Source organism: Anoxybacillus sp. FSL W8-0382 (genome assembly GCF_038003845.1).
Lineage (GTDB): Bacteria > Bacillota > Bacilli > Bacillales > Anoxybacillaceae > Anoxybacillus > Anoxybacillus flavithermus_G.
The window spans coordinates 1,922,125-1,936,460 of record NZ_JBBOPX010000001.1 but is presented as its reverse complement, the minus strand read 5'-3'; the positions used below and the strand labels follow the sequence as shown (position 1 = coordinate 1,936,460).

Here is a 14,336-nt window from a genome sequence, read left to right as displayed (position 1 = left end):
CAACATGACGCATCACTCCTCACTTTTATTGTATCCGATTTTGATGGAAAGTAAATGTCTTCTCTATATATTTATTATAAGAAGATGATCGACAAATTTTGCGTAGGAAAATATATACATTGAAACAACCAATTTATTGACAATATGGCGCAATTCCGTTAGGGTAAGTTTGTGAACTTTTACACGAGGAGCGCGAGAAATATGGAGAGAAAGATCGTCTTTTTTGATATTGACGGAACGTTGTTAGATCATGATAAACAGTTGCCGGAATCGACATATGAAGCGATACATGAATTAAAAAAACAAGGGGTATATGTAGCGATCGCCACCGGACGAGCGCCGTTTATGTTTGAATCGTTGCGAAAAGAACTCGATATTCAATCATTTGTCAGCTTTAACGGACAATATGTCGTTTTTGAAGGGGAAGTGATTTACAATCAACCGCTTGATCGCAAGCAACTTCGTGCATTAAAACAAATGGCACGCGACAATGACCATCCGCTTATTTTTATGGACGCCGACACGATGCGTGCAAGTGTAGCCGATCATCCGTACATTCACGAAGGCATGGGAAGTTTAAAATTTACTCATCCACCGCACGATGAAACGTATGACGAACGAAACGACATTTATCAAGCGCTTTTATTTTGTAAACCAGAAGAAGAACAGCCGTATATTCAATCGTTTCCGACGTTTCACTTCGTGCGCTGGCATGCGGTGTCAACGGACGTATTGCCGTATGGCGGATCGAAAGCAGAAGGAATTAAAAAAATGATGAACGAACTCGGCATTCCGCGCGAAAACGTTTATGCGTTCGGCGACGGGTTAAACGATACAGAAATGCTTCGCTTTGTCGGTACAGGTGTCGCGATGGGAAATGGGCATGAAGAAGCGAAAAAAGTAGCTGATTTCATTACAAAACCGGTCGATGAAGACGGCATTTTATTCGGCTTACGCCACCTTGGTTTGTTAAAATAAAAGGGCTCCGTCATGGTAGCCCTTTTTGAAAAGAAAGTATAAAATTTCGAATTGATGTCTAGCTCCAAGCGCCATCGGCTCGAGTCGCTCCGTCCCACACTGCGGCGGCGACAGCCTCCTCGGTGGGGCTCGTGCTCTCTTCGCCGATAGGCGGTCGCTTTCCGCTTTTCTTATTACCTTTCAATCGGGATAGCGCCAGCTGGCACGTCGTAAGGGTTTTGTTTATTAATATGGTCATAAAACATCACGCCGTTTAAATGGTCGATTTCATGTTGAAACACGATCGCTGGAAGCCCTTTTAAGCGCAGCTTCACCGTTTCGCCTTCAAGCGTCGTTCCGGTGACGGTAATGCGCATATAGCGCGGCACGTAACCCGGAATTGCTTCGTCCACAGACAAACAACCTTCTCCGCTCGTTAAATAGCACATCTCAACCGAATGGCTCACAATTTTCGGATTAAATAACGCATAGCTATGCAACGTTCCTTTTTCATCCGTCACATGCACAGCAATCATCCGTTTTGAAACGTTAATTTGTGGGGCAGCTAAGCCAATGCCTGGACGAAGCCCGTATGCCTTCGCTAGTTCAGGATCTTGGCTCATTTTTACATATTCCAATAAACTCGCTAAAATGCGGCGATCTTCTTCAGAAGGGGGAAGGGGAACTTCTTCCGCTACTTTTCGTAACGTCGGATGTCCATCTTTAATAATATCTTTCATCGTAATCACGTCGTTTCACTCCTTATCCACAAAGTAGACTACGTTTTATTATGGGCGATTATGCACAAAAGTGCAATTGGCTGACGAAACATGTTTGAGTCAAGACTTTGTGGGAGATTTTTTTCTCGACCGATTTTTTTGGTTATATATGGTTTTATAAAATCGTTATATGTAAGCGCTTTTACTTACTCTCATCCTGTAGGTATGTGCGTTTTCTCTCGTTTTAAAAACCTTTCAATGCTTGCAATGCCTCGTAAATCGGTGTCCCTGAAGATTGGCGAAGGTATGGGATGTTATCTCGTACCACTTCTGTCATTTGCGTTTGCACGCGCTTCAGTGCCTTTTTCACGATCGTTTCTCGTTTCGTTTCTTCTCGTTCTTCCACGCCATACATCACTCCATCGCGTGTCCGAATGAGTAACGTATCTTTTATCGCGACGATCGCTCGCAACATCGCTTCAATCCCTGCATCCCTCCAACTTCGACCGTTTTTACTTCGTTTCGCAAACACATGCATCGTTCCTTCCGCACTCCCCATCGCCCTCATGTTTGTCGTGTCAATCCCTTTTTCCTTCAACCATACGCGATAGTCACGCAAACATCCTGGCATCTCCTCGATTCGACGAACAAGCGCCTCGAGTTGCTTTTCCTTCTCCTCATGTTCTAACGTACCGATGGCACTTGTGAGTTCTCGTAACACACCTTCTTCATCCCATGATGCTAACTTCTTTCGAATCACCCGATATCTCGCATGACCTCGGAACAATTGACGAATCTCTCTTGCCACATGGAACCGATCAAGCTGAAAGTACCCCCTGTCCCCGAAATATTCTCGACACGCTGTAATCCATGGGGCTCCATCTCCATTGATGACCACCCAATCCTCAAACGGATCATAGCTGTATTCCTTCATCAGAAAATTCTCTACAGCTTCCCAAATCGGTTCATTCGTTTGATGAACCATATACCGTCGATTCACTAAGGATACGCGTTTCCCGTTTTTCTCCCATCCTTGGTGAATCGTGATGATCTTTTCTTCTTTTCCTTTGATGCGGCTTCGTTGACGTTTCACGTACAACCCGTCTGCTTCGATAAAAAACACGCGCCCTTTTTTCTCCATCGCACGGTGCCCTTCCACCTCTGCCTCGATGATGGACTGGCGAATCGTTTCGTGACTCATACATGCATACCCCACCAGCTTTTCAAGCGACTGCGCAGCCTGTCGATACGAAGAACCCGTCACGGCGAGATGAATCGCTGTCTCCTCTAATAGCGGACTCACTCCATGCGCCCCATCGAACTGGAGAAAGACATCGAGTAAAGACGTATACACCTTTTTTTCACGGTCAAAGTAGTAGTTTCGCTTCACTTCCACCTCTCCAAATAGCGTTTGGAGTCGGATCGTCCGCTTATCTTTGAGCGCATATCGTTTCTTGTCCCGCTGTTCTGCCAATGTGCGGTCGATCTCCTCCAACACCTGTTGAAGGAGATGACCATATTGTTTTTGCATATGTCTAAATAAAGACTGTTCGATCTCTTTTAATGTCAAGCCGTTTGTGATATAATCCTGCATGGGCTCCACTCCTTTCTTTGGTTGTATTTTTTTTTCACACTTACTACCTTACCAGGAGGAGAGCCCGTTTTTCATCTATTTTGCTTACATATCTGACAGGTTCCTTATTATACCAAATCAGGAACCTGTCTTTTTTTCTCCCACAAACATTTTACTCATACCGAAACAGGAACCTGTCTTTTTTTCTCCCACAAACATTTTACTCATACCGAAACATACATAAACACGTTGTAAAACAGAAATAATACAGATTTTAAAAAAAGTATAACAGATTCATAACACAGTTAAAATTTTCTAAATTTCATTTTTACATAGAACGTGTCAAGCAAACTGATTGACGTGCGTCTTCGAAAGGTGTAAACTGAAAGATGTAAAAAAACAGTTGTATTAATCGTAATTGCTTTTTTTATTAATACAGCTTTTCATACACAAGCGTAGTAAAAACAAATCGTTTTTGGGCAAATTAAGAGGTGCATCATTTTACGTGTTGAAAAAGAAAGGATGAGGTGAACAACATGGGTAAAAAGCCCCTATTTGATGTGAAAAAGCAACTTGAAAAAGTCGCTGAGCAGTTCCCGACATTTCAAATTTTAAATGAAGAAGGCGAAGTCGTAAACGAAGCGGCAATGCCAGATTTAACAGATGAGCAATTGAAAGAATTAATGCGCCGCATGGTATACACGCGCGTACTTGACCAACGTTGCATTTCGTTAAACCGTCAAGGACGTCTTGGCTTCTATGCGCCAACCGCAGGACAAGAAGCGAGCCAATTAGCGAGCCATTTCGCGCTAGAAAAAGAAGACTTCATTTTACCGGGCTATCGTGACGTTCCGCAAATGATTTGGCACGGTTTACCGCTTTACCAAGCATTTTTATTTTCACGCGGACATTTCCATGGCAACCAAATTCCTGAAGATGTAAACGTGTTGCCGCCGCAGATTATTATCGGTGCGCAAATTATTCAAGCAGCCGGCGTTGCGCTCGGCATGAAAAAACGCGGCAAAAAAGCGGTTGCGGTTACATATACAGGTGACGGCGGTGCATCACAAGGGGACTTCTACGAAGGAATGAACTTCGCAGGGGCATTTAACGCACCAGCGATCTTTATCGTTCAAAACAACCGTTTTGCGATTTCGACACCAGTCGAAAAACAATCTGCGGCAAAAACAATCGCCCAAAAAGCAGTTGCAGCAGGTATTCCGGGCATTCAAGTTGACGGAATGGACCCGCTTGCAGTATATGTCGCAGTTCGTGACGCTCGCGAGCGTGCAATTAACGGCGGAGGACCAACATTGATTGAAACGCTTTGCTTCCGTTACGGTCCGCATACAATGGCAGGAGACGACCCAACACGCTATCGTTCGAAAGAGCTTGAAAACGAATGGGAGAAAAAAGATCCGCTCGTTCGCTTCCGCAAGTTTTTAGAAAACAAAGGATTATGGAGCGAAGAAGAAGAAAATCGCGTCATCGAACAAGCGAAAGAAGATATTAGAGAAGCGATTAAGAAAGCGGACGAAACACCAAAACAAAAAGTAACAGACTTAATGTCGATCATGTACGAAGAAATGCCAGCGTTCTTAAAAGAACAATACGAAATCTACAAAGAAAAGGAGTCGAAATAAGCCATGGCGCAAATGACAATGATTCAAGCAATCACGGATGCGTTGCGCGTAGAAATGCGCAAAGACCCGAACGTTCTTGTGTTCGGTGAAGACGTCGGTGTAAACGGCGGGGTATTCCGCGCGACAGAAGGATTGCAAGCGGAGTTTGGCGAAGATCGCGTATTCGACACACCGCTTGCAGAATCAGGAATCGGTGGTTTAGCGATCGGTTTAGCGTTGCAAGGATTCCGCCCTGTGCCTGAAATTCAATTTTTCGGATTCGTCTATGAAGTGATGGACTCGATTTCTGGTCAAATGGCGCGCATGCGCTATCGTTCTGGCGGACGCTTCCATGCGCCAATTACCGTTCGTTCGCCATTCGGTGGCGGCGTACATACGCCAGAATTGCACGCTGACAGCTTAGAAGGGCTTGTTGCACAACAGCCAGGATTAAAAGTTGTCATCCCATCGACACCGTACGATGCGAAAGGGTTATTAATTTCAGCCATTCGCGACAACGACCCGGTCATTTTCTTAGAGCATATGAAATTGTACCGTTCGTTCCGTCAAGAAGTGCCAGAAGGCGAATATACAATTCCGATCGGAAAAGCAGACATTAAACGTGAAGGAACAGACGTATCGGTCATCACATACGGTGCCATGGTACACGAATCATTAAAAGCAGCAGCGGAACTTGAAAAAGAAGGCATTTCTGTTGAAGTTATTGACTTGCGTACAGTTCAACCGTTAGACATTGAAACGATTATCGCATCAGTTGAAAAAACAGGTCGTGCGGTTGTTGTACAAGAAGCACAAAAACAAGCAGGTATTGCCGCAAACGTTGTTGCAGAAATTAATGAACGTGCGATCCTTAGCCTTGAAGCGCCAGTGTTGCGCGTTGCGGCACCAGATACAGTATATCCGTTCTCGCAAGCAGAGCCGGTATGGTTACCGAACTTTAAAGATGTCATCGAAACAGTGAAAAAAGTAATGACGTTTTAATGGAGGGGGCATTCCCCTCCCCATTTAAGAAATAGGAGGTTGAGATCCATGGCATTTGAATTTAAATTACCGGATATCGGTGAAGGAATTCACGAAGGTGAAATTGTCAAATGGTTTGTAAAGCCGGGCGATGAAGTAAACGAAGACGACGTGCTTTGCGAAGTACAAAACGATAAAGCAGTAGTAGAAATTCCATCTCCAGTCAAAGGAAAAGTATTAGAAATTTTAGTGAGCGAAGGCACAGTCGCAACGGTTGGCCAAACGTTAATTAAATTTGATGCGCCAGGATACGAAAACTTAAAATTCAAAGGCGATCATGGCGATGAGCCAAAAGTAGAAGAAAAGAAAGAAGAAGTAAAACAAGAGCCAGCTGCACAAAGCACGGAGCCGAAAAAACGCGTCATCGCGATGCCATCAGTGCGCAAATATGCGCGTGAAAAAGGTGTCGACATTCGCCTCGTACAAGGAACAGGCAAAAACGGCCGCGTATTAAAACAAGATATCGATGCGTACTTGGCAGGCGGTGCAGCGCCACAACCAGAAACGAAAGCACCACAAGCAGAAACAGTTGCGCCAGCGCAAGAACAAAAAGCGGCACCAGCACCACAGCCAGTTGTTCTTGAAGGCGAGTTCCCAGAAACACGCGAGAAAATGAGCGGCATTCGTCGCGCGATCGCCAAAGCGATGGTGAACTCGAAACATACCGCACCACACGTTACATTAATGGACGAAGTCGATGTGACAAAACTCGTTGCGCATCGTAAGAAATTTAAAGACGTCGCGGCGCAAAAAGGCATTAAGTTAACGTTCTTACCGTATGTCGTTAAAGCGTTAACGTCTGCGCTTCGCGAATATCCAGCGCTTAACACATCCATTGACGATGCAACGGAAGAAATCGTTCATAAACATTACTACAACATCGGAATTGCAGCGGACACAGATAAAGGCTTGCTCGTTCCGGTTGTGAAACATGCCGACCGCAAATCGATTTTTGCGATCGCAAAAGAAATTAACGAGCTTGCAACAAAAGCGCGCGAAGGCAAATTAATGCCAAACGAAATGAAAGGTGCAACGTGCACAATTACAAACATCGGTTCAGCAGGCGGCCAATGGTTTACACCAGTTATTAACCATCCGGAAGTAGCGATTTTAGGTATCGGTCGCATTTCAGAAAAACCGATCGTGCGCGATGGCGAAATTGTTATCGCTCCAGTATTAGCGTTGTCGTTAAGCTTCGACCACCGCATGATCGACGGTGCAACGGCACAAAATGCGTTAAATCATATTAAACGTTTATTAAACGATCCTGAATTATTATTAATGGAGGCGTAATGCGATGGTAGTAGGCGATTTCGCAATTGAAACAGAAACTCTCGTCGTCGGTGCAGGTCCTGGCGGTTACGTCGCAGCGATTCGTGCGGCGCAGCTCGGCCAAAAAGTAACGATCGTTGAAAAAGGAAACCTCGGCGGTGTGTGCTTAAACGTTGGATGTATTCCATCGAAAGCGCTCATCTCTGCCGGTCATCGTTACGAAATTGCAACACATTCACAAGATATGGGTATTTTTGCAGAAAACGTAAAAGTTGACTTTTCAAAAGTGCAAGAATGGAAAGCGAGCGTCGTGAAAAAATTAACAGGTGGCGTAGAAAGTTTATTAAAAGGAAATAAAGTCGAAATCGTGCGCGGCGAAGCGTATTTTGTTGACGAAAATACCGTTCGCGTCATGACAGAAAATAGCGCGCAAACGTACAAATTTAAAAACGCCATTATCGCAACAGGTTCTCGCCCAATCGAGCTGCCAGCGTTTAAATTTTCAAAGCGCGTCCTTGACTCGACAGGCGCATTAAACTTGCCTGAAATTCCAAAATCAATGGTCGTCATCGGCGGCGGTTACATCGGTACAGAGCTAGGGACAGCATACGCAAACTTCGGAACGAAAATTACGATTTTAGAAGGTGCAGATGAAATTTTATCTGGCTTCGAAAAACAAATGAGCGCCGTCGTTCGTCGTCGCTTGAAGAAAAAAGGTGTTGACGTCTTTACAAACGCGCTTGCGAAAGGTGTCGAAGAGCGTGAAGACGGCGTAACGGTAACATTTGAAGTAAACGGCGAAACGAAAACGGTCGATGCCGAATACGTGCTCGTTACTGTTGGTCGCCGTCCGAACACAGAAGAAATGGGACTTGAACAAATTGGCATCAAAATGACAGAACGCGGTTTAATTGAAATCGACAAGCAATGCCGCACGAGCGTGCCGAACATTTACGCGATCGGTGACATCGTGGCAGGACCACCGCTTGCGCATAAAGCATCATACGAAGGAAAAATTGCGGCAGAAGCGATCGCTGGTCATCCGTCTGAAATTGACTACTTAGCGATTCCAGCTGTTGTCTTCTCCGATCCTGAATGCGCGTCTGTCGGTTACTTTGAAAAACAAGCGATCGAAGAAGGCATTGACGTCATTACCGCAAAATTCCCGTTCGGTGCAAACGGCCGTGCCCTTGCGTTAAACGAAACAGACGGCTTCTTAAAGCTCGTCTTAACGAAAGACGATGGCGTCATTATCGGTGCACAAATCGTCGGACCGAACGCATCGGATATGATCGCAGAGCTTGGCTTAGCGATCGAAGCAGGCATGACAGCTGAAGATATTGCGATGACGATTCATGCGCATCCAACGCTCGGTGAAATTACGATGGAAGCAGCGGAAGTGGCGATCGGTAGCCCAATTCATATTATTAACAAATAAAAGAGGATGGCTTCGCCGTCCTCTTTTTTCATGATTTTTTTGAGACGATCATATGATGTTTGTAAGGGGTGTATAAACATGTATATCGTCTTTTTACTTCAAATGATTTTATGGAGTTTGTTTTCGCTCATCGAATGGAGATCGGCCCACGATCATTTTATTTTTAAAGCGTTGTTGTTTGTCATGTTTATGTATGTTGCTTTTTTGCTTGCGCTTCGGTTTCGTTTAACGAAAAGACAAGCATGTTGGACAACCGTCTCGACGATTGCCATTTATTTTCTTTGCCGCGAGCTTTTTTGGGCTTATCGTTTGTAATAATACATCACTCGCCCGTTAAATAAATGCAGTTTTCCTGCCATTCGTTTAGCGAAAAATTTACATAGTTCATTCGCTTTTCCTTTATCGCCATGCGTCGCTTGTTTCGATAAAGCAAACTCCACCGCACGCTCATGAATGCGGCATTCAATCATATGATAACGTGCATCTTTTCCGACGAGAATGATGCGGTCTTCGTTTATGACGATATCGTATGGAAAAGCGTACTGTTCGTAGTCCCAGCCAAGCTGTTCGCCCGTTTTGCGCGCGATATCGCGAAATTGTTCGAGCAGTTGTTTGCATTGTTCTAACGTCACCGTCTCCCACGTTGATGCAGGGACAAGTTCAATGGTAGCTGTATGAGCCATTTTGTTCACCTCAAACATGTTGAAATCACTTTCATTGTATCATGAATATATATAAAAAAACAAATAATTGCGAAAATATAAACGATGCGGTATAATGAATGTTAACCTATTAGAAGGAGGGAATGATATGCACGTATTTGAAAAAATGTATGATGAGCATGAAAAAGTAAAAGTGAGGTTCGTCGGTTTTACGACAAAAGACGTTCGCTACGATTTTGGCATCGTTTATACGAGCATGTTTTTTGGCAAACCACTTGTCATCTGTATGCAAACAGGCCGCTCCGCTCTCCTCGACCCGAAAGACATCGAAGACCACGACTACTTACAACGAATATTTCGCATCGACACAAAAGAACAAGCTGAAGATTTAGCTGAATTTTTCTCAGACATTTTACCAACGACACCTTATGTTGAACAATATGAGTAAGAGGCGTGAAATACGTCTCTTTTTTTGTTTAAATATGTCATACTAATTCCTATTTACAAAATAAATGTGACATATTATTATGTAATCAGTAAAACGTTTTCAAACATTCCAAAGGAAAAGGGGTTATCGGGGATGGGTACAATTGTATGCCAAACATGCAATGCGACAATCGATCATTTTGAAGATGAAAAAGTAACGGTATTGTACGGTCAATGTTGCACATGCGATTGTGAAGACGAGGAATAATAAGCTTTGGGGGATGGGGAGGATATATATAGAAAAGAGACTGGTTTTCGCCAGTCTCTTTTTTTAAAAGCGGAGTGCTACACTCCGCTTTTATCGTCTATGATGTTCTTTAATGACGCGCAACGTTCGCAACGTATCGTCTTCTGGACCTTGAACAGGCAAGCCGACTTCGATATTTTTGCGAATGTAATTTAAATTTTCTTCCGTAATAATTTCGCCCGGGATGAAAATCGGGATGCCAGGTGGATATACCATGACAAACTCCGCGATAATGCGCCCTGCCGATTCATCAAACGGCACGACTTCCGTTTCCGCATAAAACGCATCGCGTGGGGTGAGCGCAAGCACAGGAATATCTGGTAAAATCACTTCCGCTTTTTTCCCGACTTCCGCTTGATGGCGAAATTCATTCGATAAATGACGAAGCGCATCAACTAATACGTTCGTTTCCTGCTCCGTATCGCCCGGTGTAATAATACATAAAATGTTATATAAATCCGACAATTCGACTTCAATATTGTAGCGTTCACGAAGCCATTTTTCCACGTCGTAGCCAGTGAGTCCAAGCTCTTTGACTGAAATAATGAGCTTCGTCGGATCGTAATCAAACGTTGCTTCTGTCCCGAGAATTTCTTTTCCGACGCAATATAAATAATCGATGTCGTTAATTTGCTTCCGCGTTTCATTTGCCAGGCGAATCGCTTGTTCCGCAAGCTCATGTCCTTCTGTCGCTAGCCGTTTACGCGCGACATCGAGCGAAGCGAGCAATAAGTAAGATGTTGATGTCGTCGTTAACATGCTTAAAATCGCTTGCACGCGCTTCGGTGACACAAGCCCTTCTTTCACGTTTAAAATGGAGCTTTGCGTCATCGAACCGCCTAGTTTATGCACGCTCGTCGCTGCCATATCCGCACCTGCTTGCATCGCTGATAGTGGCAACTCTTCATGAAAGTGAATGTGCACACCGTGCGCCTCGTCCACAAGAACAGGAACGCCGTATGCGTGCGCAATGTCAACGATGCGTTTCAAGTCGCCAGCAATGCCGAAGTATGTCGGGTTAATGACGAGCACCCCTTTGGCGTCGGGATGTTGCTTTAATGCCGCTTCTACCGCTTCTGGTGTAATGCCGTGCGAAATGCCGAGCTCTTTATCAATTTCAGGATGAACGAAAATCGGTGTCGCTCCCGAAAAGACGATGGCAGACATAACGGATTTATGCACGTTTCGTGGGGCGATAATTTTATCCCCAGGTCCTGCGACAGACATGACCATCGTCATAATCGCTCCGCTCGTTCCTTGCACGGAGAAAAACGTATAGTCCGCTCCAAACGCTTCCGCTGCTAGCTGTTGCGCCCGTTTAATCATTCCTTTTGGCTGATGTAAATCATCAAGCGGACCGATATTAATTAAATCCATCGCTAACGCATTTTCTCCAATAAAGGAGCGAAACTGCTCGTCCATGCCTGCTCCTTTTTTATGGCCAGGAATATGAAATTGAATCGGATTTTTCTTTATATGCTCTAACAGTCCGGTAAATAACGGTGTTTCATACTGTGACAATTTCGCTGTACACCTCTTTAACTTGGATTTACATAAAACAAAGTGAATTATAGCACTTCTTCATACGTTTGCAAAGATGGTTTTTTTGTTTAAAAATGAAAGGCGGTGTATGTTTCTTCATTTATTGTTTGTGAAGGACTTTTCTTTATAAGTGAAGAATGATAAAAAGTAAAGGGGGAATGGGTTGTGAACTGGAACACGAGGGTAACCGAGCTGTTAGGCATTCGTTATCCGATTATTCAAGGAGGGTTAGCGTATTTAGCATATGCCGATTTAGCGGCGGCGGTATCGAATGCCGGGGGGCTCGGGCAAATTACAGCGATGTCGCTTGAGACGCCAGATGCGTTGCGGGAAGAAATTAAAAAAGTGCGGGAAAAAACGGACAAACCGTTTGGTGTGAATTTTGCGATCGGACAACATGGACGTCCGTTTGCGCACATGCTTGAGGCGGCGCTTGATGAGGGCGTGCCGGTCGTCTCGGTCACAGGCGGCAATCCGGCGCCGTTTTTTGAACTGCTGAAAGGAACGAACGTCAAAACATTAGTGCTTGTCGCAGCTGTTCGCCAAGCAGTGAAAGCAGAGGAGCTCGGCGCAGATGCGGTTATGGTCGTCGGGCAAGAAGGGGGCGGACATCTCGGCAAACACGATATCGGAACGTTCGTCCTAGTGCCGCGCGTCGTCGATTCCGTATCGATTCCTGTCATCGCGTCAGGCGGCATTGGCGACGGGCGTGGGCTGATGGCTGCCCTTGCGCTTGGAGCGGAAGGAATCGAGATGGGCACGCGCTTTATTGCGACAAAAGAGTGCATTCATGCCCATCCTGTGTACAAACAAATGCTTGTGGAACGTACAGAAAGCGACACCGTCGTCATTAAACGATCGCTCGGTGCCCCTGCGCGCGCTTTGTTGAACGAATGGACGGAAAAAATTTTACAGTTTGAACGAGAAGGAAAAGGGTATGAACAACTAAAAGAGTACATTAGCGGACAAGCGAACAAACGATTTATTTACGACGGTCATACGGAAGAAGGGTTTGCATGGGCGGGGCAAGTGATCGGACTTATTCACGATGTGCCGACCGTTAGCGAACTTTTTGCGCGCATCATTCAAGAGGCAGAACAAATTCGCACCCGTTGGGCAAACTAAAGGAAGACAACGATGGGAGAAAGGTGAACATCATGAAATATGCTTATCCAATTGATTACAGTTGGTCAACCGAAGAAATCATCGACGTTATTAAATTTTACGAAGGCATTGAGCGAGCGTACGAACAAGGGATTGAGCGAGAGCAACTCATGAACTTATATCGCCGCTTTAAACAAATCGTTCCAAGCAAAGCGGAAGAGCGAAAACTGTGCGATGAATTTGAAAAAGTAAGCGGCTATTCGTCGTACCAAACAATCAAAAAAGGAAAAGAGTTGTCCAACGGAGAGATTGTGAAAATGTAAAGTTGCATATCCCCCTTCCGTTACATAATATATAAAAAAGAATTTTCAGAAAAAAAAGAGCGGAAGGGGTGCACGATATGAGAAAAACAGCCGATGGATTTAAAAAAATGGATGGAGAACGCCGAATTAAAGTATTAAAGCTCGAAGTTGATTACGAACTAGCCACCCTTTATGAAGCGATGTTAGAAAATAATGAAGCGAAAAAAAATGAATGTAAACGAAAACTCGAAAGACTACGCCAAGAACTCATTCGTCTGTCGTCGAAATGAAAGGCGGCAAGCGCCGCCTTTTCTACATAAGTATATGCAGGAGGTTTTTTATGTGGAACGAAATTGATCAACATATGCAGCATTGGATTCGCGAAGCAGGGGAGCGCATACGCGATGCGTTTCAAACGAAACTAAAAATCGAAACGAAATCAAGCCCGTCCGATTTAGTAACAAATGTCGATCGCGAAATTGAACAATTTTTTATTGAACGCATTCGCCGAACGTATCCGACGCATCACGTTTTAGGGGAAGAAGGATTTGGTGATCAGCTCGAGGCGTTAGACGGCACCGTTTGGATCATTGATCCGATTGACGGCACGATGAATTTTGTCCACCAGCAGCGTCATTTCGCCATTTCAGTTGGGGTGTTTCACGATGGGGTAGGCATGCTCGGCTACATATATGATGTGGCGTTTGACGAGCTATATTACGCCCAAAAAGGAAAAGGGGCGTTTTTAAACGGCACTCCCCTCCCCCCACTTGAAAAAACATCGCTCGACCGCGCGATCATTTCACTAAATGCAACGTGGGTGACAGAAAACCGTCGCATCGACCCCCATGTGCTAGCACCGCTTGTGAAAAAAGCGCGCGGCACGCGTTCGTACGGTTCTGCGGCACTTGAGATGGCGTACATCGCATCAGGTAAACTAGATGCGTACATTACGCTTCGGTTGTCGCCGTGGGACATTGCTGGTGGGATGGTTATTGTTGAAGAAGTAGGCGGCGTGGTGACAAATTTGTACGGTGAGCCGCTCAATATGATTGAAAAAAGCTCGGTGTTTGTTTCAAAACCGGGATTGCATGAAGAAATACTTGCGATGATCAAGCGCTAACTATCGCTCGTTAGCGCTTTTTCTTTTTTTTTAGTGAAAAACTAAGCCCCATCACGCCAAAAAAGGCAATAAGAGAACCGACGATCGCTGGTACATGTCGATAAGCGATCGCAATGCCGGTGCCTATTAACGTTATCGTCGCAAGTAGCGCCATTATAAAAAAAAGCGGTTGAAATTTATTCATATGTTTTCCTCCTCTTTCCTTTAGATTACAACAAAACATTCCGCTTTTCTACTATGTTTGTGCT

The 14,336-nt window shown here is 44.7% G+C and carries 17 protein-coding genes; 12 read left to right on the top strand and 5 right to left on the bottom strand.

Features of this window, described 5'->3' with window-relative positions:
• Nucleotides 1-201: 201 nt before the first annotated feature.
• Nucleotides 202-978, top strand: a complete 777-nt coding sequence (locus tag NSS60_RS10165; protein WP_340720822.1) for a Cof-type HAD-IIB family hydrolase — start codon at nt 202-204, stop codon at nt 976-978.
• A gap of 173 nt (nt 979-1,151) precedes the next feature.
• Here the strand turns inward: NSS60_RS10165 and def are convergent, their stop codons facing one another.
• Nucleotides 1,152-1,706, bottom strand: coding sequence for a peptide deformylase (def, locus tag NSS60_RS10160; RefSeq protein WP_004891311.1), 555 nt, complete (start codon nt 1,704-1,706; stop codon nt 1,152-1,154).
• 214 nt (nt 1,707-1,920) lie between these two features.
• Nucleotides 1,921-3,270 carry an ISLre2 family transposase gene (locus tag NSS60_RS10155; RefSeq protein WP_088223306.1) on the bottom strand — a complete coding sequence of 450 codons (1,350 nt, stop codon included), beginning with the start codon at nt 3,268-3,270 and terminating at the stop codon, nt 1,921-1,923.
• A 515-nt stretch (nt 3,271-3,785) separates the two neighbouring features.
• Here NSS60_RS10155 and pdhA point away from each other — a divergent pair.
• From pdhA to NSS60_RS10130, 5 genes are all read left to right on the top strand, one after another.
• Nucleotides 3,786-4,892: a pyruvate dehydrogenase (acetyl-transferring) E1 component subunit alpha gene (gene pdhA, locus NSS60_RS10150; protein WP_340720821.1), complete on the top strand. Its 1,107-nt coding sequence runs from the start codon at nt 3,786-3,788 to the stop codon at nt 4,890-4,892.
• Nucleotides 4,893-4,895: 3 nt separating this feature from the next.
• Complete coding sequence (locus tag NSS60_RS10145) at nt 4,896-5,873, top strand: alpha-ketoacid dehydrogenase subunit beta (RefSeq protein ID WP_004891307.1); 978 nt, start codon at nt 4,896-4,898, stop codon at nt 5,871-5,873.
• Nucleotides 5,874-5,921: 48 nt separating this feature from the next.
• Nucleotides 5,922-7,205, top strand: coding sequence for a dihydrolipoamide acetyltransferase family protein (locus tag NSS60_RS10140; RefSeq protein ID WP_004891306.1), 1,284 nt, complete (start codon nt 5,922-5,924; stop codon nt 7,203-7,205).
• A 4-nt stretch (nt 7,206-7,209) separates the two neighbouring features.
• Nucleotides 7,210-8,622, top strand: coding sequence for a dihydrolipoyl dehydrogenase (gene lpdA / locus NSS60_RS10135; protein ID WP_004891305.1), 1,413 nt, complete (start codon nt 7,210-7,212; stop codon nt 8,620-8,622).
• Nucleotides 8,623-8,700: 78 nt separating this feature from the next.
• The gene (locus NSS60_RS10130; protein WP_004891303.1) at nt 8,701-8,937 is read left to right on the top strand and encodes a hypothetical protein; all 237 of its coding nucleotides are present in this window, start codon (nt 8,701-8,703) and stop codon (nt 8,935-8,937) included.
• Here NSS60_RS10130 and NSS60_RS10125 read toward each other — a convergent pair.
• Nucleotides 8,925-9,305: a DUF1885 family protein gene (locus tag NSS60_RS10125; protein ID WP_004891301.1), complete on the bottom strand. Its 381-nt coding sequence runs from the start codon at nt 9,303-9,305 to the stop codon at nt 8,925-8,927. The two genes, NSS60_RS10130 and NSS60_RS10125, sit on opposite strands and share 13 nt — an antisense overlap.
• Before the next feature lie 127 nt (nt 9,306-9,432).
• Here NSS60_RS10125 and NSS60_RS10120 point away from each other — a divergent pair, with 127 nt between their 5' ends.
• Both NSS60_RS10120 and NSS60_RS10115 read left to right on the top strand, forming a co-directional pair.
• On the top strand, nt 9,433-9,732 hold the full coding sequence (locus tag NSS60_RS10120) for a DUF3055 domain-containing protein (RefSeq protein WP_004891299.1): 300 nt from the start codon (nt 9,433-9,435) through the stop codon (nt 9,730-9,732).
• Between the two features lie 132 nt (nt 9,733-9,864).
• Complete coding sequence (locus tag NSS60_RS10115; protein ID WP_003395198.1) at nt 9,865-9,978, top strand: GapA-binding peptide SR1P; 114 nt, start codon at nt 9,865-9,867, stop codon at nt 9,976-9,978.
• Nucleotides 9,979-10,068: 90 nt separating this feature from the next.
• Here the strand turns inward: NSS60_RS10115 and NSS60_RS10110 are convergent, their stop codons facing one another.
• The gene (locus tag NSS60_RS10110; RefSeq protein WP_340720820.1) at nt 10,069-11,538 is read right to left on the bottom strand and encodes an aminotransferase class I/II-fold pyridoxal phosphate-dependent enzyme; all 1,470 of its coding nucleotides are present in this window, start codon (nt 11,536-11,538) and stop codon (nt 10,069-10,071) included.
• A gap of 186 nt (nt 11,539-11,724) precedes the next feature.
• Between NSS60_RS10110 and NSS60_RS10105 the strand changes: the two genes are divergently transcribed.
• From NSS60_RS10105 to NSS60_RS10090, 4 genes are all read left to right on the top strand, one after another.
• Nucleotides 11,725-12,684 carry an NAD(P)H-dependent flavin oxidoreductase gene (locus NSS60_RS10105; RefSeq protein WP_340720819.1) on the top strand — a complete coding sequence of 320 codons (960 nt, stop codon included), beginning with the start codon at nt 11,725-11,727 and terminating at the stop codon, nt 12,682-12,684.
• A 32-nt stretch (nt 12,685-12,716) separates the two neighbouring features.
• Nucleotides 12,717-12,986: a UPF0223 family protein gene (locus NSS60_RS10100; protein ID WP_192951375.1), complete on the top strand. Its 270-nt coding sequence runs from the start codon at nt 12,717-12,719 to the stop codon at nt 12,984-12,986.
• Nucleotides 12,987-13,063: 77 nt separating this feature from the next.
• Nucleotides 13,064-13,255, top strand: coding sequence for a hypothetical protein (locus NSS60_RS10095; protein ID WP_004891291.1), 192 nt, complete (start codon nt 13,064-13,066; stop codon nt 13,253-13,255).
• 50 nt (nt 13,256-13,305) lie between these two features.
• Nucleotides 13,306-14,088, top strand: a complete 783-nt coding sequence (locus NSS60_RS10090) for an inositol monophosphatase family protein (protein ID WP_004891290.1) — start codon at nt 13,306-13,308, stop codon at nt 14,086-14,088.
• 10 nt (nt 14,089-14,098) lie between these two features.
• Here NSS60_RS10090 and NSS60_RS10085 read toward each other — a convergent pair whose 3' ends face one another.
• Nucleotides 14,099-14,272, bottom strand: a complete 174-nt coding sequence (locus tag NSS60_RS10085) for a DUF5325 family protein (RefSeq protein ID WP_171699735.1) — start codon at nt 14,270-14,272, stop codon at nt 14,099-14,101.
• Nucleotides 14,273-14,336: the final 64 nt, after the last annotated feature.